The sequence below is a fragment of the Bacteroides togonis genome, from assembly GCF_900130135.1.
Lineage (GTDB): Bacteria > Bacteroidota > Bacteroidia > Bacteroidales > Bacteroidaceae > Bacteroides > Bacteroides pullorum.
Genome location: NZ_LT670820.1, coordinates 1921198 through 1945574 on the forward strand (window position 1 = coordinate 1921198; position 24377 = coordinate 1945574).

At 43.1% G+C, this 24377-nt stretch carries 16 protein-coding genes; 2 read left to right on the forward strand and 14 right to left on the reverse strand.

The annotated features are described in order from the left end of the window. Nucleotides 1-1099 precede the first annotated feature (1099 nt). From hisB to BQ8005_RS08385, 14 genes are all read right to left on the reverse strand, one after another. Nucleotides 1100-2251 (reverse strand): bifunctional histidinol-phosphatase/imidazoleglycerol-phosphate dehydratase HisB, encoded by a 1152-nt coding sequence (hisB, locus tag BQ8005_RS08320; RefSeq protein WP_075317724.1) that lies wholly within the window; start codon nt 2249-2251, stop codon nt 1100-1102. A 7-nt stretch (nt 2252-2258) separates the two neighbouring features. Further along, entirely contained in the window at nt 2259-3302 is a 1044-nt protein-coding gene (gene hisC / locus BQ8005_RS08325; RefSeq protein WP_021846373.1) for a histidinol-phosphate transaminase, read from the reverse strand. Between the two features lie 25 nt (nt 3303-3327). Continuing rightward, entirely contained in the window at nt 3328-4620 is a 1293-nt protein-coding gene (gene hisD, locus BQ8005_RS08330) for a histidinol dehydrogenase (protein WP_075317725.1), read from the reverse strand. 13 nt (nt 4621-4633) lie between these two features. Further along, nucleotides 4634-5485, reverse strand: coding sequence for an ATP phosphoribosyltransferase (hisG, locus tag BQ8005_RS08335; RefSeq protein ID WP_075317726.1), 852 nt, complete (start codon nt 5483-5485; stop codon nt 4634-4636). A gap of 258 nt (nt 5486-5743) precedes the next feature. Then, complete coding sequence (locus BQ8005_RS08340; protein ID WP_021846370.1) at nt 5744-6235, reverse strand: PaaI family thioesterase; 492 nt, start codon at nt 6233-6235, stop codon at nt 5744-5746. A gap of 42 nt (nt 6236-6277) precedes the next feature. Further along, on the reverse strand, nt 6278-6940 hold the full coding sequence (locus tag BQ8005_RS08345) for a DUF2490 domain-containing protein (RefSeq protein ID WP_075317727.1): 663 nt from the start codon (nt 6938-6940) through the stop codon (nt 6278-6280). A gap of 124 nt (nt 6941-7064) precedes the next feature. After that, nucleotides 7065-10061, reverse strand: coding sequence for a restriction endonuclease (locus BQ8005_RS08350; protein WP_075317728.1), 2997 nt, complete (start codon nt 10059-10061; stop codon nt 7065-7067). 9 nt (nt 10062-10070) lie between these two features. Continuing rightward, the gene (locus BQ8005_RS08355; protein WP_083610604.1) at nt 10071-12185 is read right to left on the reverse strand and encodes a site-specific DNA-methyltransferase; all 2115 of its coding nucleotides are present in this window, start codon (nt 12183-12185) and stop codon (nt 10071-10073) included. Further along, complete coding sequence (locus BQ8005_RS08360; protein ID WP_159436230.1) at nt 12169-13017, reverse strand: hypothetical protein; 849 nt, start codon at nt 13015-13017, stop codon at nt 12169-12171. The genes BQ8005_RS08355 and BQ8005_RS08360 overlap by 17 nt, the downstream gene beginning before the upstream one ends. Nucleotides 13018-13027: 10 nt before the next feature. Beyond that, nucleotides 13028-13747: a DUF4391 domain-containing protein gene (locus tag BQ8005_RS08365; protein ID WP_075317731.1), complete on the reverse strand. Its 720-nt coding sequence runs from the start codon at nt 13745-13747 to the stop codon at nt 13028-13030. Between the two features lies 1 nt (nt 13748). Continuing rightward, nucleotides 13749-16913, reverse strand: coding sequence for a helicase-related protein (locus tag BQ8005_RS08370; RefSeq protein ID WP_200806329.1), 3165 nt, complete (start codon nt 16911-16913; stop codon nt 13749-13751). Nucleotides 16914-17474: 561 nt separating this feature from the next. Then, nucleotides 17475-19598 (reverse strand): HRDC domain-containing protein, encoded by a 2124-nt coding sequence (locus BQ8005_RS08375; RefSeq protein WP_075319049.1) that lies wholly within the window; start codon nt 19596-19598, stop codon nt 17475-17477. Nucleotides 19599-19766: 168 nt separating this feature from the next. After that, nucleotides 19767-21767 (reverse strand): protein-disulfide reductase DsbD family protein, encoded by a 2001-nt coding sequence (locus BQ8005_RS08380; RefSeq protein WP_075317733.1) that lies wholly within the window; start codon nt 21765-21767, stop codon nt 19767-19769. A gap of 25 nt (nt 21768-21792) precedes the next feature. Then, nucleotides 21793-22092 (reverse strand): Dabb family protein, encoded by a 300-nt coding sequence (locus BQ8005_RS08385; RefSeq protein WP_075317734.1) that lies wholly within the window; start codon nt 22090-22092, stop codon nt 21793-21795. Nucleotides 22093-22195: 103 nt separating this feature from the next. Between BQ8005_RS08385 and udk the strand changes: the two genes are divergently transcribed. Both udk and BQ8005_RS08395 read left to right on the forward strand, forming a co-directional pair. Continuing rightward, nucleotides 22196-22813: a uridine kinase gene (gene udk / locus BQ8005_RS08390; protein ID WP_075317735.1), complete on the forward strand. Its 618-nt coding sequence runs from the start codon at nt 22196-22198 to the stop codon at nt 22811-22813. A 16-nt stretch (nt 22814-22829) separates the two neighbouring features. Continuing rightward, nucleotides 22830-24224: an MltF family protein gene (locus tag BQ8005_RS08395; RefSeq protein ID WP_075317736.1), complete on the forward strand. Its 1395-nt coding sequence runs from the start codon at nt 22830-22832 to the stop codon at nt 24222-24224. Nucleotides 24225-24377 lie beyond the last annotated feature (153 nt).

Below are 24377 nucleotides of genomic sequence, written 5' to 3' on the forward strand. Positions count from 1 at the left end.
CCGTGCGCCGGTCGCCGGCAATTGTATTGCTACAATCCCGCTGCCCCTCGACTTGCATGTGTTAAGCCTGTAGCTAGCGTTCATCCTGAGCCAGGATCAAACTCTTCATTGTAAAAGTATCTTTAACGCCTGAATATCAAATGACATTCAAGTAAGTTGTTGCTCTGCCAGGATTACGGATCAAAAGTTCATTACCTATATATATAAGTATTGACGGTTCTTTTTTACCCAAAACTGTTTCCAGTTTTGCTCTTGTACTACTGTATTGTTTATGTAAATCTCTTCAAAGATCGCTCTTCTTGATGCCCTCCGTTTTTATCGGAAAGCGGTTGCAAAGGTAAGGAGTTTTTCGTATATCCTCCAAATTTTTGCGGAACTTTTTTCGAAGTTTTTTTTCGAAGCTCAGCTTCGAGGTTCACTTCTTAAAAGCGGGTGCAAAGGTAAGGAGTTATTTTCAAACTACCAAATGTTTTGAGAAGTTTTTTTTCGAAAGTTTTTTCGAAGACCTCAGAGGGAAGGAGCTCTCCGCTTGGGCCTCTCTCATGCGAAAGGCGGGAAAGTTACTTGCCGCTAAAGGACAACTTCATCAAAAATCATCTGCAACAGCATGTCAAATATCACCGCTTCGTTTCCGAAAGCGGGTGCAAAAGTACAGCTTATTCAGATAACTGCAAGCTTACAAACGTTTTTTTTCTACACTTTCTTGAACTTTTTTCGCAAATTACTGATTTACAAGTATGTTTTATAGCAGGATTTTCAAAGACGAAATGCACAAGATGAAATGACGACACATTATAATATTTCATGCGCATGGGCGCGCGCGTTACAATTACAACTACAGGTAAACTCTATGCGAACAAAACAAGAAAACAGTGCGTTAGGGAAAGGAAAGCGATGATTTAAGGAGGAGAAAGCAATGCTTTTTCCCTAACTGGAGAAAAAGTTCTGGCCTACTGGGGAAAAAAATTTCCCAATAGGCCAGAACAAACAAATCATAAACATCCATTCCAACTCCGTAAAGTGCCACTTTAGCACGCTAAAGAGGGACTTTACGAAGCTAATATCAATAGTTACACCAAATAAGCTTTTTCGACCGACATCAAAGCACTCCTTTCGACGAAGGCAGTTCGTAGCGATAGATGTCACGCTTCACAGCCATCTTCAATGCACGAGCCAGGGCTTTGAAGATGCCTTCTATCTTATGATGTTCATTTTGGCCCTCAGCCTTAATATTCAAGTTCATCTTGGCGGCATCGCTCAGCGACTTGAAGAAATGCAGGAACATTTCGGTCGGCATCTCCCCTATCCGCTCTCGCTTGAAGTCGGCCTGCCAAACCAGCCAGGGACGCCCTCCGAAATCGAGGCAGACCTGACACAGGCAGTCGTCCATAGGCAGCGAATAGCCATAACGTTCGATGCCCCGCTTGTCGCCAAGGGCTTTGTAGAGACATTCGCCCAAAGCTAACGCCGTGTCTTCAATCGTGTGGTGCTCGTCGACATAGAGGTCGCCCTTCACACGAACCGTCAAGTCAATGCTTCCATGTTTGCCTATCTGCTCCAGCATGTGATCGAAAAAGCCCAGGCCTGTATCAATGAAGCATTTGCCTGAGCCGTCCAAATCAAGCGACACGAAGACATCAGTTTCATGAGTCACCCGATGCACTTCCGCCCGACGTTCGCCGGCAAAGAGGAAATCGGCCACCCGATCCCAGTCGGTCGTAGCCAACACACAAACTTCCTCTAATCCCTCACAAGAGGCACTGCCTCCTTCTACCACCGGCTTTAGCACCGACTTGTCGTCTTGCAACAGAATGGCCCGGCATCCCAAGTTCTTGGCTAGCTCCACATCGGTGGCACGGTCGCCTATCACAAAGCTGCCTGCCAAATCATATGCAGGGTCATTCAGATAGCGGGTCAGCATTCCTGTCCGAGGCTTACGGGTAGGTGCATTGTCTGCTGGAAAACTACGGTCGATACAAACTTCATCGAACGTAATCCCCTCACCCTCCAAGGTCTTCATCATCAGGTTGTGCACCGGCCAAAAAGTCTCTTCAGGGAAAGAAGCTGTCCCCAGCCCATCCTGATTGGTCACCATCACAAACTCAAAATCGAGCTTGCTACGGATGAAGCCAAGGTTTCGCATCACCTTGGGATAGAACTCCAGCTTCTCGTAAGCATCCAACTGATAGTCGACCGGCGGCTCTATGACCAGCGTACCGTCTCGGTCGATAAACAATACTTTCTTTTTCATCGCCCTCTCATCCTTTATAGTTTCTCAAAGCCTTCAGCAGCTGCTCGTTTTCAGGGCGGGTCCCTACCGTCACGCGCAGGCAGTTACCGCAAAGCGAAACCGTATGACGGCTACGCACAATGATACCTTCACCTACCAGATAGCTATAAATGGATACAGCATCGGTCACCCGCACCAGGAAGAAATTGGCATCCGAAGGGAACAACTGTACAGTGCAAGGAAGAGCCTTGAACTCTTCTTCCAGCCAAGCACGCTCTTCCTTCAAGACCTTGACCCAACGCTCCACTTCATAATGACGGAGCACCATCTCCAGTGCCTGTTTTTGAGTAAGCTGATTAATATTATACGGATATTTTATCTTATTGAAAATAGAGATAATCTCTTTCGATGCGAAAGCCATTCCCAACCGGATGGCGGCACATCCCCAAGCCTTGGAGAAAGTCTGAAGTACAACAATGTTCGGATATTTCGCCAAGTCTAGCAAGAAAGAGCGGGCCTCCGAAAAGTCGATGTAAGCTTCATCCACCACCACAAGACCGTCGAACGCCTCGAGCAATTTTTCAATCTCCTCGCGACACAGATTGTTACCTGTCGGGTTGTTGGGCGAACAGAGGAACATCAGCTTGGTATGTTCGTCGGAAACAGCCAGCAGACGGTCAGCCGTAAATTGGAAATGTTCGTCCAGAAGTACTTTCCGATACTCCACATCATTGACTTCAGCACATACCTGATACATCCCATACGTAGGATCGATAGCCACTACATTGTCGATACGGGGTTCGCAGAAAGCACGAAAAACCAAGTCAATAGCCTCATCACTTCCGTTGCCCAAAAAGATATTCTCCGCCGGCACTTTCTTTATTTGAGAGAGATGTACTTTCAGATCCCGTTGCAACGGATCGGGATAGCGATTGTGAGGATTATTATACGGATTCTCGTTCGCATCCAAGAAAACAGAAGCCGTAGCTCCATTGTATTCATCACGTGCAGACGAATAAGGTTTCAGCTTCCAAATATTGGGTCTTACCAATTCCTGTAACGATTTCTTCATATCCAAATTCTTCTATTTAAAACATTCATTTATCACGACGAACAGCATCCAGCCTGACGGATACGGCGTTCTTGTGACCGTCTAACGACTCATTGGCGGCCATCACCTCAATAGCAGGACCTATTTTACACAATCCCTCAGGTTTGATTTCCTGAAAGGTCATCTTGCGGATGAAGCTGTCCAAGCTAACGCCGCTATAGGCTTTGGCATAACCGTTGGTAGGCAGCGTATGGTTCGTGCCCGAAGCATAGTCACCAGCACTTTCGGGAGTTAATGCACCCAAAAATACCGAACCGGCGTTGACAATCTGTTCGGCCACAGCCATGTAATTCTCCGTCTCTACAATCAAGTGCTCGGGTGCATAAGCATTGGTCATCTCGACAGCCTCTTCCATATCCTTCACTACAATCAGTTTGCTGTTGGCAAGCGACCTGGCAGCAATTTCCTTACGCGGAAGCAGGTCCAACTGACGCTCTACTTCGTCCTTAACAGCCTGTTGTAGCTCCTTCGAGGTCGTTATCAGCACGGCCTGACTATCTACCCCATGCTCTGCCTGACTCAACAAATCGGCCGCCACAAACACAGGATTGGCCGTTGCGTCTGCCAGCACTTCTACTTCGGAAGGTCCTGCTGGCATATCAATTGCCACATCACGCAAGCTAACCAACTGCTTGGCCGCCGTGACATACTGGTTGCCGGGACCAAAAATCTTATATACCTTCGGAATACTTTCCGTTCCATAAGCCATCGCCGCAATGGCCTGTACGCCACCGGCCTTGAACACACGCTGCACACCAGCCACCCGAGCCGCAAACAATACAGCCGGATGCACCTTCCCGTCCTTGCCCGGAGGGGTGCACAACACAATCTCCCGACACCCAGCTATGCAAGCAGGTACGGCCAACATCAGCACGGTGGAAAATAACGGCGCTGTGCCTCCAGGAATATACAATCCTACTTTCTCGATAGGTACCGCCTTTTGCCAACAGGTAACTCCTGGCTGTGTCTCCACCTTCTTACCCACAAAACGCTGTGCGGCATGAAAGGCCGAGATATTTCCGGCAGCCAGACGAATAGCCGCCTTCAGTTCCTCGTCGATCAGATTTTCAGCCTCGTCGAACTCTTCAGAAGATACAGCTAAAGCGGACAAACTTACCTTGTCGAACTGCATCTCATACTGGAGTACAGCCTCATCTCCCCCTGCCTTTACACGATCAATGATGCCCTGCACCGTACCAAACAAACTTTCGGTATTCATAACCGGTCGCTTCAGCAATTCCTGCCATTGCGATTTTTCAGGATAATCAATCAGTATCATAACCGTCCGTCCTTTAAATAATCATTTTCTCGATAGGCAAAACCAAGATTCCTTCAGCACCCAATGCCTTCAATTTGCCGATAATTTCCCAAAAACATTTCTCGTCGAGCACCGTATGGACCGAACACCAACCTTCTTGTGCCAAAGGCATTACCGTGGGGCTCTTCATACCCGGCAGTACGGCCACAATCTCATCCAGTTTATCTTTAGGAGCATTCATCAGCACATATTTCTTATCTTCGGCCGTCTTCACTGCATCCATGCGGAAAAGCAGTTCTTTCAAGATCTCCTTCTTCTCGTCACTCAAGTTCTTATTGCCGATAAGCAACGCTTCCGACTTCATTACCACTTCCACTTCCTTCAACCGGTTGCTGACCAGCGTCGACCCCGAACTAACAATATCGAAAATGGCATCGGCCAAACCAATACCCGGCGATACTTCCACCGAACCGGTTATCACATGAATTTCTGCCTTCACTCCCTGTTCCTTCAGATAGCGGGACAGAATGCCAGGATAGGACGTCGCAATTTTCTTTCCTTCAAACCACTGCACACCTGTATATTCGATATCTTTCGGCATGGCCAGTGACAATCGGCACTTGCTGAACCCCAATCGTTTTACAATCTCTGCATCTTCAGCTCGTTCTACAAACTCGTTTTCACCGACAATACCAATATCCGCCACTCCCGTAGCCACCGTTTGCGGGATGTCATCGTCACGCAAGAACAACACTTCGATAGGAAAATTCGACGACTGTACCAACAGGGTACGTTTCGTCGCACTCAATTTGATGTCTGCTTCTTCCAGAAACGACATTGTTTCGTCATAAAGACGACCTTTGGCTTGTACTGCAATTCTCAACATAGCTTTTTATTTTTTCTAATTTTCAATATTCATCAACCAAGGGACAAATAAAAAAAGAAGCCTGCCTCAATCCGGCAAGCTTCTTTCCTCATGTATCCTTTCATGCACATACACTCATCTGCCTACCGAATTTATTCGCCAGGATAATGATGATGATGATGTACTGCAAAAATTCTCATATCTTTATTTGTTTGCGACAAAAATAAACTATATTCTTGAAACAACCAAAGATTTATCACAAAAAGTTTATTTTTCCTATCAAATCAACGGAAGAAGTTCCTCTGGCTCGACCTCGCAACTACGGAAAAACATCTCCTTCTCGGCTTTTTCCTTCGGAAAAGTAAAGTACGTACATAAAGCTTCCGTACAAAGTTCTCCTTTATCGTTATAAAGCCGGGCTTCCACAAACGCCAAGTTTCTCTTCTGTTCCTTCAGCGAAGCTCTCAGCACCAAATGAGAAGCATCTGTCGACACCGACTTGCGAAAGCGTGTCTCCATCTTGGTCGTCATTCCTGCCGTCTGCAACTTACGAAACACGACCCATCCACAAATTTCGTCCAGCAGTACTGACTGTATTCCACCGTGCAACGTGTGCAAAAATCCCTGATAATGCTCATCTGGCTTCCAAATACTCACCACCTCGTCACCATCCTCATAAAATTCCATCTTTACACCATATTCATTATCAGGCGAACAGCCAAAACAATTATATCCGGCAAGTTTCCGCCAGGGATTGATAATCTTCTTCATAATAATCTTCTATTTTGTGTGCAACAAATGTAGTGAAAGATCTCAAAACTTGTACACACAATCCACACCAAAGATGTTTTTCCGTCCGTCGTTCTCCCATTGGCGACAGTAGAATACATCCGCTTCCCAATTCTTCGAAAAAAGCGGAAGTGAAAGACCCGTCCGATAACGCATACGAGCAATATCAAAGCTGTCGCCACGATTCAAACTGTTGTACATCTCGACTGACACGTAAGGTTCCACCTTACAGTCACGTATGTCATAAGCCAATTTAAGACGAGAACGTAGCCTCAACTCATTTTCCTCATCATCCCACGTATGCTGAAATCGCTCACGCAAAGAGATTTTCAACCTCATCCACCGAGTAGATAAAGTTCCTTCCGCATGATAACGATGACGGAAGTTCCATCCATCCTCCCCACGGTTGCGATAATGAATTTCGTAACCTCCACCTACTTTCAGGAAAGGAAGCAGGACATATTTAGCCCCCACATCCAGTCCCCAGCGATCTGTGACCTGCAAGTGATCTTCCGTACGCCACTCCAATCCTCCAGACAAATCAAGACGCTCATTCAGTCCGTACTTGACACCCATCTTCATCCATGTAGTATAATCAGTTTCCTGTGCACATACAGACCATGTAGTAGTGCCCAACAAGAATATACATAGTCCTATAATCTTCTCGATCTGATGAAATTTGCCCATTATTCAGCCCTAAATAGTTATGCAGGCAAATATACTGAAGAATACTGGAATATTTCTGGAAAGGCTCTGCATTGTATTCCCATTTTCTATCAAACTCAATATAAAGCCTCTGCCACTTATCAATTTATAAACTATTCAACCACTTCTTACCATCCTTCACTGGAGCAGAAACTACTACTTCCGGAGCTACAGCCTCAAAATGCTTCTTTGCACAACGTATTTTATCCTGTTCAGCCGGACGTAATTCACTAAATATATCTGTTCCCTTTGTTTCGACTATAAAGTAAATTTTGTTCTCCACACCTTTTACATAAACAGCCCAGTCAGGATTGTATGTTCCGAGTGGAGTATCAATCTTGAATGAGTTTGGAAGTTTCATAAAACAACTGACACGTTCATTATTGTCAAGTGTTTTCGCAAACTCAAGTTCTTCCTTTGAATCTACGGCAAAACAGTCCACAATACTTTTATTAGGAGTTTCTGCTACAAGGCTACTAAAGAATTGTTCCATTTCATCATTAGCCGGAAGTTCCATTACAAATTCATCGTCGAGTTTGGTATATTTCAGCCCTACTACAAGTTCATGTTGCATCAATCTCTTAATAGTATCGCGGACCAACTCCATATATAGCTGTGGGTTATAGATAATTTTACCCAATGTTGTGGTTTGAGTCAGGATTTCGATAAGTGTCTGTCGCTTCAATCCTGTCTCATTTTGCAAATAGCGGATTATATCCGGAATAAGTATCTTGCCAGTATAAGATATTTCACTGAAATCACTAAGCACGCCATCTTTATCTCCCACACCAGAGTCCGAGTCTATAACTACAGTTGCCTTTTCTATATTGTATACAATACGCCCTACCTGCAACTCATTTAAAGCTTCAACACATTTGATTTTGAACTGTTCAACATCAAAATCCACTGAATAGACACTCTTATACTTTATTCTATCCCACAAAGCTTTAAATTCTTCAGATGCAGCGACACGTTTGTTCAATTTAACTAAGCGTTTTGGCTTATGTTTGTTTATGGTAATTTTAGTAGCCAGTTCCGTCACACGTTTACTTATAACTTCAACGTATGGTTTAAAGACATCATCATCCGGAACAACCATTTCAGGATTTACCTTTACTGTATCTCGTAATTTTTCAGTAGGTTTACCGGCCAGAGCATTCCCTTTTATTTTTTCTTTCTCAACATATTCATTACTTACCAAATGCTTGAAAAGCTTTTCTGCCAACTCTTTTCCCAATACATGTCTGACTCCATTATCCGCCAAATATGTTAGATTTCTGAACTTATCAGGAGTTATCACATCAAACATTTCACCTTCATCTTCACGAAGTTCTGTTTGAAAACGTGATACAAAATCATTGAAAGTCTCATTGGCAGTTACGGTAAGTATATTTACTCCCTTTGTATGCACACGTTGCCCTTCCTGATTTACTGCAATACGTAAACCACGGCCAATTTCCTGACGTAAACGAATGTTCTTATCTGGTTTTACCTGAGGATCTTTCAACATGCAAATCTGAAATACATTTGGGTTATCCCATCCTTCCCGTAAGGCAGAGTGTGAGAATATAAATCTACAAGGTTCTGATTCATTCAACAAAATACCTTTCTTCTGCATAATCTTCTGATAAGCAGAATTATCATCTTCTGTATCTCCCTTAGTATCCTTTATCCTTCCTTTCTTGTCAGCAGAGAAATAACCATCATGCAGTTTGCTTACATTACCGCCCCACATAGAGAAAAGCTTCTGGTAAAACATATTTTCCTGAGTAAGTTTCAGAAACTCTTCTTCAAACATAACAGCATATTTGCCACGTTCATCTTCCGTATCATAGTTTCTATAATTAGAAACCTTATCAATAAAGAATAATGACAGCACTTTGATTCCCTTGTCTAAAACAGAAATCTGTTTTTCAAGATGAACCTTTATTGTTTCCCGAATCATCATCCGTTTCAATTCATCATCTGAGTAAAGTGAACGGCTGGTTTTGACACTACCGATATTTATACGTTCATGTCCATTTAATTCAATACAATTATCGTCAATGTTTGTAAGTCGTAATCCAAGATACTCCGGATTATCGGTTACTTCATGTAGCAGGGAATTATATTTCACCTTCTTCGATTTCCTTGAAGATTTGCCTTTGTTTATAATATTCAGTTCCAGTTCAGCTTCACGTTTGGATGGATTGGTATTCAATACTTTAATATAGACACCATTCAAGTCTGTATCCTCGAAAATAGAAAGGACCTCTATTTGCTTTACCAGTTCCTGATTATACGCATCTATTGCTCCCAATTTATAGATGGGATGCGTAATAGTTCTATGAGTAGCTGAATATCTGAATATGGACAAAGGACTAAGTGCACTGATGGCTTCCTTTGCCTTTTCTGTATTATCAACTGACTGAGGCTCATCTATAATCACTATCGGATATGTTTCTTGCAAAAGTGTAATAGGAGCCTTACCATTACATTTCTCACTTTCACGGTAAATCACATTGGCCTTGTCCTCCGGATTGTCTCCTTTAAAAGCCCTGTTGAAAGCTGCTATATTGATAATCATAATTTGTATGGTATTGCTCATGGCAAAATCCCTGACTTGCTGCAGCTGTGAAGAGTCATAAACAAAGTGAGTATATTTTATTCCATACAACAAGTGAAAATGCTCCTTCAAGTCATTGAGTGAAGCATTAACACCCTCTCGGATAGCCTTATTGGGCACTACGATTATAAACTTCTTGAAGTTGTACTCTTTATACAAATTCAGGATAGTTTTCAGATAGACGTATGTCTTACCTGTACCTGTTTCCATTTCAATGGTAAAATCAGGGAAAGACAAGTTCTCTGAAACATCCAGACCACGTTCCATCTGTACAGCACGCAGATTATCCAGTATCTTGTTCTCAGAAATAGTAAACCTGTTTCCTTCACCTAATACAATAGTTGTATCATCTTGATTTCCAAAGTAAGATATACTTTTGCTTATGGTAAATGGAGAAGATGACTTTTGCTGTCCGTCAAATAAATGAATAGCAGCATCTACGGCTTCCTTCTGATATTCCAGATTAGGATTAAATTTTATTTTAGTTTCTTTTGCCATATGCAACTATCAGATAATTTCAAAGTTAGTAATACCTTTCTGTTTGAACAACTGCATAACATTTACTTTGTCATTGTTTGATGCAAAACTTTCATCAGAAAAGACAACTTTAAACTCTCCCGGCTGTACATAATCTGGCTTGTATTCCAACATCTTAGTAATGTCAGAATAAGTAAGTTCTTTTGCAAATGAAGCAACCATAACACCGTGCCCCACAATAAAGACTTTCTTACCGTTTATTTCTTTTTCTTCTACTTTTGTGGTAAGTTGAAGTCCTAACTTCAACATCACTTCATACAATAAGTCAAGCTCTGTTCTGCCTTCTTTAAGGATGTTCAAGACTTTATTAAACTCTAATGTTAATGTTTCTTTTGCATCCTTTTCATTTGTAGAATTAAGTTCCAAATCCCAGTCAGCCACATTAGAACGGTCAAGTTTAAATACTTTAAAACCAATGTCCAGTTTCTTTGCAGTTTCTGTAAATAAGTCTCCTTGCTCTTTATTCTTTTGTTCTTCAAGGATTTCCCTTCCGACACGGCGAATGCGTTCCTTGGCAAGTTCACAAAGGTTAATGGGTAATTGTTTTTCTTTTAAATAACAGACAGCTGCTTTTGCTGATTCTTTTGCAGGTGAACTCGTTGCTTTAGCTGGATCTATTATTTCTGGTAATTGCACCATTATGTATCTAATTTTTCTATCATTGCACGAATTTAAGCGATATACTGCTTCTGCCATTGTGCCAGAGCCACTGAAGAAATCAAGCACTATGAATTCTTTTTCGTTGAATAATGTTAAAAACAGATTCATTAGACCTGTATTTTTAGGAGCTGTAAAATAAGATACTTTTGAACTAAATAATTCTTTTAATTTTGTTCCAGCAGAAGTTGTTTTAACATCAAGTTCATAATCACATGGCATATTATCGATTACTGCTTTATATTTCTTATTTAGCACCAGACTCTTTATTCTAATTGTCGTACTTAAATTTTTTTCGTATATTTTCCCATTTTTAAATTCTAGTGCATTCTCAGTAAAAAGCTCCTTTATTTTTTCTTTTGAATATGTATTCTCAACAAAAGATTCATTATAATATGAATAATATCTAGAATATCCTTGATTTAATAAAGCATTATCAATGCTATCAATATTCACTTCTTTTTTTATGATAAAATCATTTGTCGTATCGTTGTAATATATTGTATAATGCTTGTCTGAATTTAAATCACTTACAATATTATTAAATTCATTTTCACCAACCAAAACCCTCTTGCCGCTATTGTGAACATAGTTGCCATTTTCATCTATAGCTAAATCATTAATATTCTTAGGTATATTTTCTATAAAACCTGAGAAACTTTTGTTTTTAGCATAAATACAACAATAATCATTACTTACAGCTACATAATTTGAATTTTTTCGTCCTTTAGGATTATTCTCTATCGACAGGATCCCTACAAAATTATCCTCTCCAAAAATCTCATCACAAATAGTTTTCAGATTAGAAACCTCATTGTCATCAATAGAAATAAAAATAACCCCATTGTCCGTCAGGAGATTTCTAGCTAATTTCAAACGTGGATACATCATATTTAGCCAGTTAGTATGATATCGACCACTGGCTTCACTATTTACCGCATTGGTAGTATTTGTCTGTTCAAAATAATTGGTCAGATTATCTTTGTAATTATCTTTATATACAAAGTCCTTTCCTGTATTATAAGGAGGATCAATATAAATCATTTTGATAGCACCGAGATAAGAATCCTGAAGCAACTTCAATACTTCCAAGTTATCCCCTTCTATATAAAGGTTTTCCGTATTCTCCCAGTCTTCACTTTCTTCGGGACAGGGACGTAATGTACCTGTACTGCGTTTCTGCGCTTCAGCTATAGCACGACGTTTTCCAGCCCACTCAAAAGAGAACTTTTCTCCATACTTTTGCTTGTAGTCTGTATCATCTTCTGGTATGGATGCTTCTCCCAATAAAATGGAAAGTTTTTCCATATCTACCTTCAATGAGATGTTATTTCCGTCTTTGTCTGCTACTTCAGTTACGGATTCAGGAAATATAGCCTGTATCTGCTTGATATATTCTTGAGTTAAATTCTTACTTTGTCCGTCCATGTTCATTTAAAAATATGTCGTTTAATTCTTTTTTCTTCTTATCTATGAGTAATATTCCTTTTTCATTTATTACACTGTATTTTTCACTGTTATTATTAAGGAAGTCGTTTCTTAATGATAACTTGAGTTTTTCTTTAATTTGTCCCCAACTTACACAAATAACATCACTATTAAGTTTCTCTATTTTTTGTAGCAATACGTTATAACTATCAATATTTTTACCATTACTCTGTTTTATTATTCTTTCTATAACTTGACATACATACTCTTCATCATCAATATCCATAGAATGAAGTATTTGCATAGCATATAAATAAGTTGAGATTTCATAATATCCAATGTCAACAGCTCGATGGTACTGTGCAATTTCCGATTCTTTATCAATATTTATTTCTGTAAAATATTTTGTATAAAACCAGTATTGTTCATCGTGAATATGGTTCATGATATCAACGTAATATGATGGTGTTAATACTCCTTGAATATTATCTACTTTATCTAAAACATAATTAGATTCAGATACACGATTTACATTACGTATGTCATTAAGCAAATCTTTTACTGCGTCTTTCCGTAAAATGTCTATTTGCAGTTTCTTTAAATCCTTATGCTGTTTAATTGATATAAAGATTACAATAAATGAAGCTATTCCAGAAATATAACTTCCCCAAAAAGAAAGCCAATCTTTAGGTTCACCAGCAATATCCCAAGGTACAAATTTATTACATACAGTCAGTGCTCCAATTAAAAATGGAAATAATATAAAAAAGATGCAAGTATAACGCATCCAATATTCTTCAACATGATTCCAAATTCTTTTTAGTATATTCATTTCTTAATAATTAAATCCTATTTAATTGCTCTATCTTAGCTGCAATTTCAACCTTTTCTTTCAGAGAAGTTGACTTGTTATTTAATAATCGTACTAATTTATCTATTTCCTGCTGAATTTCCTTTTTTCGTTCTACTTTTATTTTATATTCTTCAAAGTCCTCAGCTAAAATATCTATCGCTGTATCTGCATTTGCCTGTTCATATATTGCCTGATGAATCGTTATATATGCTTGTTTAAAGTCCAAAGCTGGTAATGAGCCATACTTAATAGTGTCTAAAAAACAATTATCACTATCTGACGTTGAGCATAAGTTTATCCATCTTCCAAAATGAAATTCCTCGGCTACCGTTTTTCCTTTTTCAGCTTTATTTAATCGCTTTAAAGCGGATGAAAAAAGATATTCATCATTCTTTTTAAAAATAGTTACAGTGGGAGTTGGCAATGATGATTGAATTATTTTCGATAACTTTTTTAATGAAACATCAGTCCGTAATATTACTTTGACGATAAATATGGCATCGTAACACTCTTCTTCTGTCACAACCTCAGCCATTGGGTATGTAAATTTATTAAATACATACTCCAACCTAATATCCTCCACTTTTTCTGTAAGGAGTGCACGATCTGTTCTACCAAGCTCTCCTTGCATAAAAAGCTGAGTTTTTGTGATTCGCTTTCCGTATGGCTTTATATTATCCTTGTACCCAAGTCGCTCGAATATATCCATATCACATAATCACTAAATAAGAAATCAATTCAAAATCATTCTCTATAAGTTGAATGCCGGATTTGCCTGCTCCAAAAGAAGACAAACCTCCCAAAGAAAATATATCACCACATTCTTCATCTTCTTTTTCTTTGATAAAACTCAGAGCAGTTTCACATAAATCACGCCAATGTCGCATCTTGCTTAAGTTATGACTTTTCTTATTGAATAAAGTGACAAGTTCTTTTATTGGTTCTTTTCTATCTAAACATAATGAGCGGTAAATGTCAAGAACCTGTTTTATCTGCTTGTCAGTAAAAAGGATGTCACCATCATCTGTGACATATACCAAAAAGTATGGAGCAATTGGATTTTTTTCTTTTCCTACAGTATCATCATTACTTTTGATACAGAAAATGACTCCAGGTTTTATTTCCTCTTGCAACTCTTCAGATTCATTCCGGCTAACCGCAAAAATACCAGTTGGAATTGTATCAAGCAAATTGGGATACTTTTCATTGAATGAAGTTAAGTCCATCCGGAAATCATTCAATGTAAGGTCTGTGATGGATACTCCACCGGAAAGGTCTTCCATATCTAAAACCTCATTCTTCAGTTGCTCCAATTGTTTACGACGATATTCCAAATCATGCATTTCTGTGTTTGATTCAATTATATTCTCTTCTCCTGTGGCTGAAACATCCAAAAGTTTCATTCTCCCCTTTACACGCTGCTCCAAGTTGATGTATTCGTCTAATTCCATTGCCGGCCAGAAGTTAACCAACTGGATAGAATCATTTTTACTTCCTATACGGTCTATACGCCCAAAACGCTGAATAATACGTACAGGATTCCAGTGAATATCATAATTTACCAGATAATCACAATCCTGTAAGTTTTGTCCTTCTGATATACAGTCTGTTGCTATTAATATGTCTATTTCTTCTCCTTCACTGTTACGTTCTTTAGAAATAGGCGAGAAGTTAATAAGTATACTGGCAAAATCTTTCTTTTTGATAGGAAGATTGGTTTTGGGTTCATTGGAGCCTGTAACTAATCCTGTATAAATATCAAAATTATTATTAGCCCACTGGTATAAGTTTTCATAAAGGTAGGTAGCGGTGTCGGCAAAAGCTGTAAATATAATGATTTTCTTGTTATCGACATTAATAGGATGATTCACTTTTTCTGATATAATTCTTTTTAATTCTGTCAATTTCTCATCCCTTTCAGCAGTAACCTTCTTTATTTCAGTAGAAATATGTTGTAGTACAGAAAGATCGAATTCCAACCCCGATTGGTACTTCACTTTATCTAAATCTGCCACACGTATTTTCGTAATTTTACCAATGGTCAGTCCACTTGCGAAAAATTCTTCATCTTCCCATTCTTCCAACAAATCCGGATTTTCAAACTGTTCTTCATCATTCTGTATTTGCTGAAGAATATAGTTTATACCTTCAATCAGGCTATCTACTGTTTTACTAAAAGCATAAACAGAACTCTCCAATCGCTTCAACAGGTTAGTACGCATCAAGGCTTTTAAGCTAAACTCACGGTCAGTCTGCTTAAAACTACCTTTCCCTTTTAATTTAGTATCATACAGATCTTCATAATATGATTTACGCTCCGGCATTACATAAAATAACGGAGTGTACATACAAAGACTCATTCGCATAATGTCTTCATTGATTTCTGCAAATGAAGGGAATTGCCGTAATGAATCAATTTCACATTCTTTATTTATTGGCCGCAATCGGGTTGGAAACTTCCCGATTTTCTCCAATCCATAATATTTTTCTATATGCCGTCTGGAACGGGCGATTGTAAGGGAATCAAGCAGTTTAAAATAATCCCAGTTAAGATACTCCAACAATGATTCTGTTGTTTGTTCTTTTTCCGGTAATTTGTTCCACAAATTAAAAGCAGCCTGTGCCTTGCGCAATGTGTTGGATATACTATCTATATCTGCACTTTTTGCAAAGGCATTATCATTTCCTTCTGATATAAAAGCTATCTGATTCTTAATATCGTTTAGTTCCTTATTGACTGGAGTTGCGGAAAGCATCAGAACCTTTGTTTTCACACCGGCTTTGATTATTTCTTTCATCAACCGCTCATACCTTGTTATTCGGTCTTTACCTGTAGTAGCATTTCTGAAATTATGAGATTCATCAATTACTACCAAATCAAAATTTCCCCATATAACAGATGATAAATCGACATCGCCTGTCATACCGTTTTCACGCGATAAATCGGTATGATTCAATAAAGTATAACTGAACAGTCTTTCACTTGCAAAAGGGTTACGTTTGTCGTTGAGTTTATATACCAGCCAGTTATCACGGAGTTTTTTAGGAGCCAGAACAAGCACCTTATGATTTCTGAGTTCATAATACTTTATAATAGCCAAAGCTTCGAATGTTTTACCAAGACCTACAGAGTCGGCTATAATACATCCACCAAATTTCTCTATTTTGTTAATTGCACCTACCACTCCGTCACGTTGGAAATCATAAAGTTTATTCCAAATCATAGTTTCCGTTATTCCGGTACGTTTCTCTATCAGGGCTTCAGCATCAGCATCTTCCAAAAAGTTATGGAAAAGCTGGTTTAATGTGAAATAATAAAGTAATTCCGGGGACTTGTCCTGATAAATTTTCTTCAAATCAGATAACATCTGAAACTTTATATCCTCCAGTTGGTTAGGGTTATTCCATATAGATTCAAAAGCTTGTCGTAATGCTGAAGCCTTCTCCGGATTCTCTATTTTTTCATTAATGTGTACTCTTCCTGCATTATCTAGTACACCTAAACCTACAGCATTGAAATCTGCATGAATAATATAATCTTTATATGTATCAGCAGTCGATATGCTCAGCATTTTCCCGTCAATTTTACGAGATTTTATTTTACGTACGTTTACTTTGGCCTCTAACCAATTGGCAAATTCCTTTGCTATACCACAATAGTCTAAATTTATTTTAAGACTGTTTTCCTCAATTGTTTCTATGATTTTATTGCTATTATCATATTTGTTTGGATTGATGATAAGGTCTACCCCTCCAAGTTTGGATAGTTCGTTTCTTATTTCCTTGAAGGCATATAAAGTAAAGTAAGAAGTCATGATTTTTAAACGGTCACCATCACCTACTTCATGGGTCATAATATCTTTTAATTGCGGCATGCCAACCATAATTTATTCATTAAAAACGGTTACTTTACAGAAAATTATCACATTGACTGTTTCCAACATAGTTAGCCATTCTTTTTAAAATTCTCAAGCCTGAGAAAAATTAAAAACTCACTATGTACACATTCTGATAACAAATATACAATAATTATCTAAACCCAGCATCTTCGAACTCAGAAAAACGGAAATGAGCACCTTCTATCTTTATAGCTTACAAACAAAAAAAGAATCCATCAAGCAGCTATCCTAACCCAAAGGAAGGTTTCAACCCCAAACCTTTTATGTTTGAAACATTCAGTCCTTAGGTTTCAAACATTCAACAAAAGGCATTTTTATAGCTCTTCAAACACAATAAAAACAAATGGAAAGAAACAATCAACAATATTTACAAACGCCAATTACACAATCCAAAATTTAACTTATTAGTAAAATATGCATCTACAAACATACCATTTCAGTTGTGTAAAGAAGGACTTTGCATAGCTAAAGTGCCACTTTAGCACGCTAACTATGGACTTTAGAAAGCTAATGTAGACCTTGGCAAAATCAGTGCAGTCAATCGGGATTTTGCTGGCGGTAATCATGGACAAGAGCCAACAACTCTTCGCCGTATTTCTCTACGCTCTTTTTGCCCAAATACGGAATGGTAAGCAGAAAGTCGAGAGTGTCGGGAAGCAGATTGGCAATGCCCAGCAGGGCTTTTTGCTGGAGAACGGTATAGGCTGGCAATCCCAGTTCGACAGCCTTCGACGCACGCCAGGCACGCAGGGCTTCAAAGAGCGCGGGATGAAGGATGTCTTGGGGAACCTCGGCCTTCTTCTCTTTCGAGGTTTTCTTTTTCGCGGCTTTGGGGGCTTCGGAGAGTTCGATGGTCAGGCGATTCTTCCGCTTCAAATAGTCGGCCACGATGAAATCGTGCTCCCCCGTCCAAATCAGAAGGCCGTCCTTCAGACGAAGTTCCATGAGCAGCTCAGCAGAGGCTTCGTCGAGTCGTTTCTTCACGACCTTGTTGTCCGTAGTCACGGGATTTTCTTCGAGCAGGGACAGAAGGGCGGCCACAGGCTTGTGCAGATAGGACGAAGCGGCACGGAAGCGCTGCTGCAAGTAGGCATCGTGAGTGTAGTCGGCACTGGTGGCAATGATACGGCTGCATTGGGCCACGAACTTATTCCCGACATCCACCAATTCCTTCATCGGTCCGTCGGCCTGGGCTTTGAGTGCACCGAGGAACTGCGGATAGAGGCGGTAGAGGTGTTCGTCCACCAGGCGAAGGTAGGTATGGAAAAGGCGGGACAGGCGGGCGAAACTGTAGAGCCCTGCCACTTGGTCTTCGAAATAGGCCTGCTGAAGGGCAGTGATACGGGAAGCATCGGGTATCTGAGCCGGAATGTGATTGACAAAGTCGGTGACAATGCGGTCGGAGATGACGGCCGAAGCCTCGACGGGCGCACTCAGCACCAATCCCTCCAAACTGCGACAGCGGCTGAGAGCCACATAGGCCTGACCGGGAGCAAAGGCTTGGCGAACATCAATAATGGCTTTGTCGAACGTCAAGCCCTGGCTTTTGTGAATCGTAATGGCCCAAGCCAACCGCAAAGGATACTGTTTGAAGGTACCCTGGATCGTTTCCGTGATTTCTTTGGTTTCAGGGTCGAGAGAGTATTTGCAATTGGTCCACTCCTCGCGATCGAGGGCTATCTGCTGCCCGTCTTCGGTCTCCACTTCTACAGGACCGATAGCTGAAAGTGAAATGATACGCCCCAACATGCCATTGTAGTAACGGTGCTGCCCCGAAATGTCGTTCTTGACAAACATGACCTGCGCTCCCACCTTCAACACCAGTTCTTCCTCCGTGGGATACATGTAGACGGGAAAATCTCCCTCCATCTCGGCACAGAAAACATGAGGCTCTCCTGCCAACTGCTCCAGGCGGGCAGTGTTCAAATCATTGGCTTTCTGGTTGTGGGTAGTCAGATAAATGTAGCCACGGGGTTGTTCGGCAGCAAAGTTGGGCAGGCAACGACGGTTCAGGCGATTGAGTACCGAGACATCCACCCGATTGTCACGGATACAGTTCAGCAAGTCGAGAAACTCGGCATTGCTCTGACGATAAACTTTGGTCAACTCCACCGTCACATAACCGGCCTGTGCCAGCGCATGGCTGCCGAAGAAATAGAAATGGTCATAATAGGGAGAAAGCAACTGTTGGTCCTGCTCCTTGACAACAGGCGAAAGCTGTTGCAGATCGCCTATCATGAGCAGCTGGACACCGCCAAAAGGCTTATGACGGTCGCAGTAGCGGCGCAGGACGTCGTCCACGGAGTCGAGCAGGTCGGCGCGCACCATGCTGATTTCATCAATGACCAGCAGATCGAGACTACGCAGGATGTTGACCTTCTCCTTACCAAAACGATACTGATACTTGGCTTCTCCTCCGAAATGAGATTCGGGCACAAAAGGTGCGAACGGCAACTGAAAGAACGAATGGATGGTAACACCACCCGCATTCATGGCTGCCACACCCGTAGGAGCTAATACCACCATCCGCTTGGTAGACCGCTCGCGAAGGCTGCGCAAAAAGGTAGTCTTCCCGCTGCCTGCTTTACCAGTGAGGAAAACATTCACGCCAGTGTATTCCACCAACTGCCATGCCAGTTCCAATTCGGGATTGGACTCCATAGGTACCTCCGCCGTCTGCGAGTTTCTTCCTGTATCCAGTTTGCCTGTTTCCATACGTAGTTGCTTTTAGTTGTCAGCAAAGATACGTAAAAATAATTCAGGCGCGGACTGTACGGATAGAAATCCGCGCCAGCCGCGCCTGAACAGAACTTCTATATCAAGCCGGAATTATTTCTTCTTATTATAATTGTTCAATCCTGTCTGCAGGAAGTCGACATACTTGTCGATGTCTTCATCGTAAGAATAAGACTTGTTGAGCGGCTTGCCTTCGTTATCGATCAGGACATAGAACGGTTGGGCATTGGCGCCAAACTTGACGCGCTGCAAGTAACTCCACTTGTCGCCCACGGTGCGGAGGGTACGCTCCGTGCCGTTCTCCATCACCTTGACAGGTTCGGGCAGGCGAGTCTTATTGTCCACATAAAGAGTGATAAGTACGTAGTCGTTGTTAATGAGATCGGCCACCTTCATATCGGTCCAGACAGCAAGCTCCATCTTGCGGCAGTTGACGCAACCATAACCAGTAAAGTCAAGCATGACAGGCTTACCATGTTCACGAGCGTACTTCATACCGGCATCGTAGTCGTCGAATTTAGCATGAACTTCGTTGTTATAGAGGTTGAAGTCCTGCGTCTGCATGGGCGGTGCAAAGGCACTGACCGCCTTCAGCGGAGCACCCCACAGACCGGGCACCATGTAAACGGCGAAAGCCAACGAAGCCAGCGCCAGGAAGAAGCGGGGCACGCTGACCTTGGTGTCATCGTCGTCGTGAGGGAACTTGATCTTACCCAAAAGATAGAAGCCCAGCAAGGCGAAGAGCACGATCCACAGAGCCAGGAAGGTCTCACGGTCGAGAATACGCCAGCCGTATGCCAGGTCGGCCACGGAAAGGAATTTCAGCGCAAAAGCCAGTTCGAGGAAACCCAGCGTTACCTTGATGACATTCATCCAACCGCCCGACTTAGGCATGGACTTCAGCCACGAGGGGAAGAGGGCAAAGAGCGTAAAAGGCAATGCCAAAGCAATGGCAAATCCCAACATACCTACAGCCGGAGCAATCACATTGCCTGTAGTAGACACCTGTACCAACAGGAAACCGATGATGGGACCCGTGCAGGAGAAGGACACCAACGACAACGTGAAGGCCATCAGGAATATGCTCAGTAAACCGGTCGTAGCCTCGGCCTTGCTATCAACAGCGTTGCTCCATTTGGAAGGCAACGTAATTTCGAAGGCGCCGAAGAAAGAAGCAGCAAACACCACCAGCATCAGACAGAAGAAGATGTTGAAGATGGCATTGGTAGAAAGGGCGTTCAGTGCATTGGCACCGAAGATAGCCGTGATGGCCAGCCCCAGCGTGACGTAGATGACTACGATGGAAGCACCGTAAGTCCAAGCGTCGCGGATACCTTTCTTCTTGTCTTTGCTGCGCTTCAGGAAGAAGCTGACCGTCATCGGAATGATAGGCCATACGCAGGGCGTAAATAACGCCAGCAGACCACCCACAAAACCAGTGATAAAAATGTAAAGCCACGACATATCTTCCTGCGAAGTAGTCTCACCCAAAGCGTTCAGTTCGTTGATAACGGGGCTCCACAAATCGTTGTCGGAAACCACCACGGAAGTAGGACCGTCGGCACCGCCGATAACGGCAGGAGCAGCAGCCGTGTCTGCTTGTTCCGCCGGAGTCTCCGCCTGCACTGAAGCAGAAGCTCCCTCGGCCTTACCGGAGAAACTGAACTCCACCTGCGTCGGAGGCAGGCAGTTCTCGTCGTTGCAGGCGCCATACTCCAGATAGCCCGGCACCTGATAGTCACCGCCGGTGAGCTTCAGCTTCTGAACAAACTGCGCCGTGTGTTCAAAGTAGCGCACGTCCATCTCGAACAGTTTGTCGAACGAGGCTATTTCCTTGCCTACGGGACGGAGCTTTCCGTCCAGCTGGGCACCGGTCAGCTTGTCGGTGTTGAACGTGGCCGAAATGGGGCCGCCGTCGCCCAGGTCGGTGGAATAGACATGCCATCCTTGCTCGATGGAAGCGGTGAACACGATTTCCACCTCGGTGGCAGATACATTCTTCAACTCAGTCTTGAACTTCACCGGTTCCTGTATTTGGGCATACGCGGCGAAGGCCAGGAAAGAGACAATCAGTGAAAACAGTATTTTTTTCATCTACAAAACTTTTATCGGGTTAAAATCACAATTCATAGTCGACGCAGGCACGGCTTTCCTTCACCTCGGCCAGCAGCTTTCCGGCGGCCACGTGGTCGGGATGCACGGCATACCGTCTGACGTCGTCCAGCGTGTCGAACTCGCTGTAGAGGGCGATGCTCCACGTCTCGGCCGGATTGATGTTCAGGCCCACTTCAATCTTGCGGATAAAGGGAATTTTGGCGGGAAGCGCTTCGATGGCATCCTTAAAAGCATGCATGGCAGCCAGCTTCGCGTCGGCCGATGCGTCGTCTTTCAACTTGAACAATACAATGTGTTTCACCATAACTTTGTTATTTTAATGATTTATACTATATTTGCTGACAAAAGTGCAGTCCTTAAAACGGATGCAAAAATACTTGTTTTGTTTCAGAAATACATTTAAACGGATGTTAATAATCGGAATAGCCGGCGGAACGGGCTCGGGAAAGACCACCGTCGTAAAGAAAATCATCGAAAGCCTGCCTGCAGGCGAAGTTGTCTTGTTACCCCAGGATTCGTATTACAAAGACAGTAGCCACGTGCCTGTAGAAGAAAGACAGTACATCAATTTCGACCATCCTGACGCTTTCGAATGGAGCCTTCTGTCCAAACACGTGGCCATGCTGCGCGAGGGCAAGAGCATCGAACAACCCACCTACTCGTACCTGACTTGCTCGCGCCTGCCGGAAACCATCCACATTGAGCCGCGTAACGTCATCATCATCGAAGGCATCCTGGCCCTGTGCGACAAGAAACTGCGCAACATGATGGACCTGAAAGTCTTTGTCGATGCCGACCCGGACGAACGCCTCATCCGTGTCATCCAGCGCGACGTGGTGGAACGTGGACGTACCGCCGAAGCCGTCATGGAACGCTACACACGCGTTCTGAAGCCCATGCACCAGCAGTTCATCGAACCCTGCAAGCGATATGCCGACCTCATCGTACCTGAAGGCGGAAACAACCAGGTGGCCATCGACATCCTGACGATGTACATCAAACGACACATTCATGACAATGACTAACCATAAACAAAGATAAATGAGAAATCGTAGGCTGACAAGCATCATCGGAACGGTCCTGCTGTGTCTGCTGGCCATCGGAGGCTGTCGTAGCAATCGTGCGGGCAGTGAGGAAGAACGCGTGCACGACCTGCAACAAATCAAGGACAGCGGCGAACTGGTGGTGCTCACCCTCTACAGCTCCACGTCCTACTTCATCTACCGCGGACAGGACATGGGATTCCAGTACGAACTGAGCGAACAGTTCGCCAAGAGCCTCGGCCTAAAGCTCAAGGTGAAAGTGGCCCGGAACGTCCGCGACCTCATCCGAAAGCTGCAAGCCGGCGAAGGCGATCTAATAGCCTACACCCTTCCCATCACCAAAGAATGGAAAGAAAGCCTGCTCTACTGCGGCGAAGAAGTCATCACCCATCAAGTCATCGTGCAACGGAGCGGCGGACGGGAAAAGCCATTGAAGGACGTCACCGAGCTCGTCGGCAAAGACGTCTACGTGAAGCCCGGCAAGTACCACGAGCGACTAGTCAACCTGGACAAGGAACTGGGCGGAGGCATCCGCATCCACCTCGTCAGGGGCGACAGCCTGAGCGCTGAAGACCTCATCGCACAGGTAGCACAGGGAAAAATCCCCTACACGGTAACGGACAACGACATCGCCCGCCTGAACCGCACCTACTACCCCAACCTGAACATCAATCTGGCCATCAGCTTCGATCAGCGCTCCTCCTGGGCCGTCCGCCGCGACTGCCCGCAACTGGCACGAGCCGCCAGCGAATGGCATCGCGCCAACATGACCTCGCCCGACTACAAGGCCAGTACGAAACGATACTTCGAAATCAGCAAATCGACGCCCCATACGCCCATCCTCTCGCTGCGCGAAGGACGGATTTCCCACTACGACGAACTATTCAAGAAATATGCCAAGAAGATCGGCTGGGACTGGCGCCTGCTGGCCTCGCTGGCCTACACGGAATCCAATTTCGACACCGCCGCCGTCTCCTGGGCCGGCGCCCGCGGTCTGATGCAGCTCATGCCCTCTACGGCCCACGCTATGGGAGTTCCGGTAGGTAAGGAACAGAATGCCGAAGAGAGCGTGAAAGCCGCCGTGAAATATATCGGCCTGACGGCGCAGAGCTTCAAGGACCTGCCGGCAGAAGAGCGCGTGAACTTCGTCCTGGCCTCCTACAACTCAGGCATCGGCCACGTGCAGGACGCCATGGCGCTAGCCGAGAAGTACGGAAAGGACAAGAACGTCTGGCGCGACAACGTGGAGAAATACATTCTGCTGAAGGCCAACGAAGAATATTTCACCGATCCCGTCTGCAAATTCGGCTATTTCCGCGGGGCGGAGACCTACAATTTCGTGCGGGAGATTACCGAACGGTTCGAACAGTATAAGAAGAAGATTCGACAATAACCTTCTGCCCATCTGCATCCCTCCGCACCACTGCTGAAGGGCGCAGACGCTTTTCTTCCCCCTTTCTTTCCTCTTTTTTCCCTGTAATGAAATCTGTCTCTGAGCTTTCATAAGCCTATTTTGAAGCCATAATGCGTATTATAGGACTAAATA

Bases quoted from the DNA above. Each gene is read 5' to 3' on its own strand.
- BQ8005_RS08385 (WP_075317734.1), bottom strand. From the start codon at position 22,092: ATGGTGAAACACATTGTATTGTTCAAGTTGAAAGACGACGCATCGGCC.
- BQ8005_RS08350 (WP_075317728.1), bottom strand. From the start codon at position 10,061: ATGGCAAAAGAAACTAAAATAAAATTTAATCCTAATCTGGAATATCAG.
- hisC (WP_021846373.1), bottom strand. From the start codon at position 3,302: ATGAAGAAATCGTTACAGGAATTGGTAAGACCCAATATTTGGAAGCTG.
- BQ8005_RS08395 (WP_075317736.1), top strand. From the start codon at position 22,830: ATGAGAAATCGTAGGCTGACAAGCATCATCGGAACGGTCCTGCTGTGT.
- BQ8005_RS08375 (WP_075319049.1), bottom strand. From the start codon at position 19,598: ATGGAGTCCAATCCCGAATTGGAACTGGCATGGCAGTTGGTGGAATAC.
- BQ8005_RS08365 (WP_075317731.1), bottom strand. From the start codon at position 13,747: ATGGATATATTCGAGCGACTTGGGTACAAGGATAATATAAAGCCATAC.
- BQ8005_RS08340 (WP_021846370.1), bottom strand. From the start codon at position 6,235: ATGAAGAAGATTATCAATCCCTGGCGGAAACTTGCCGGATATAATTGT.
- BQ8005_RS08370 (WP_200806329.1), bottom strand. From the start codon at position 16,913: ATGCCGCAATTAAAAGATATTATGACCCATGAAGTAGGTGATGGTGAC.
- BQ8005_RS08355 (WP_083610604.1), bottom strand. From the start codon at position 12,185: ATGGACGGACAAAGTAAGAATTTAACTCAAGAATATATCAAGCAGATA.
- BQ8005_RS08345 (WP_075317727.1), bottom strand. From the start codon at position 6,940: ATGGGCAAATTTCATCAGATCGAGAAGATTATAGGACTATGTATATTC.
- udk (WP_075317735.1), top strand. From the start codon at position 22,196: ATGTTAATAATCGGAATAGCCGGCGGAACGGGCTCGGGAAAGACCACC.
- hisG (WP_075317726.1), bottom strand. From the start codon at position 5,485: ATGTTGAGAATTGCAGTACAAGCCAAAGGTCGTCTTTATGACGAAACA.
- hisD (WP_075317725.1), bottom strand. From the start codon at position 4,620: ATGATACTGATTGATTATCCTGAAAAATCGCAATGGCAGGAATTGCTG.
- BQ8005_RS08380 (WP_075317733.1), bottom strand. From the start codon at position 21,767: ATGAAAAAAATACTGTTTTCACTGATTGTCTCTTTCCTGGCCTTCGCC.
- hisB (WP_075317724.1), bottom strand. From the start codon at position 2,251: ATGAAAAAGAAAGTATTGTTTATCGACCGAGACGGTACGCTGGTCATA.
- BQ8005_RS08360 (WP_159436230.1), bottom strand. From the start codon at position 13,017: ATGAATATACTAAAAAGAATTTGGAATCATGTTGAAGAATATTGGATG.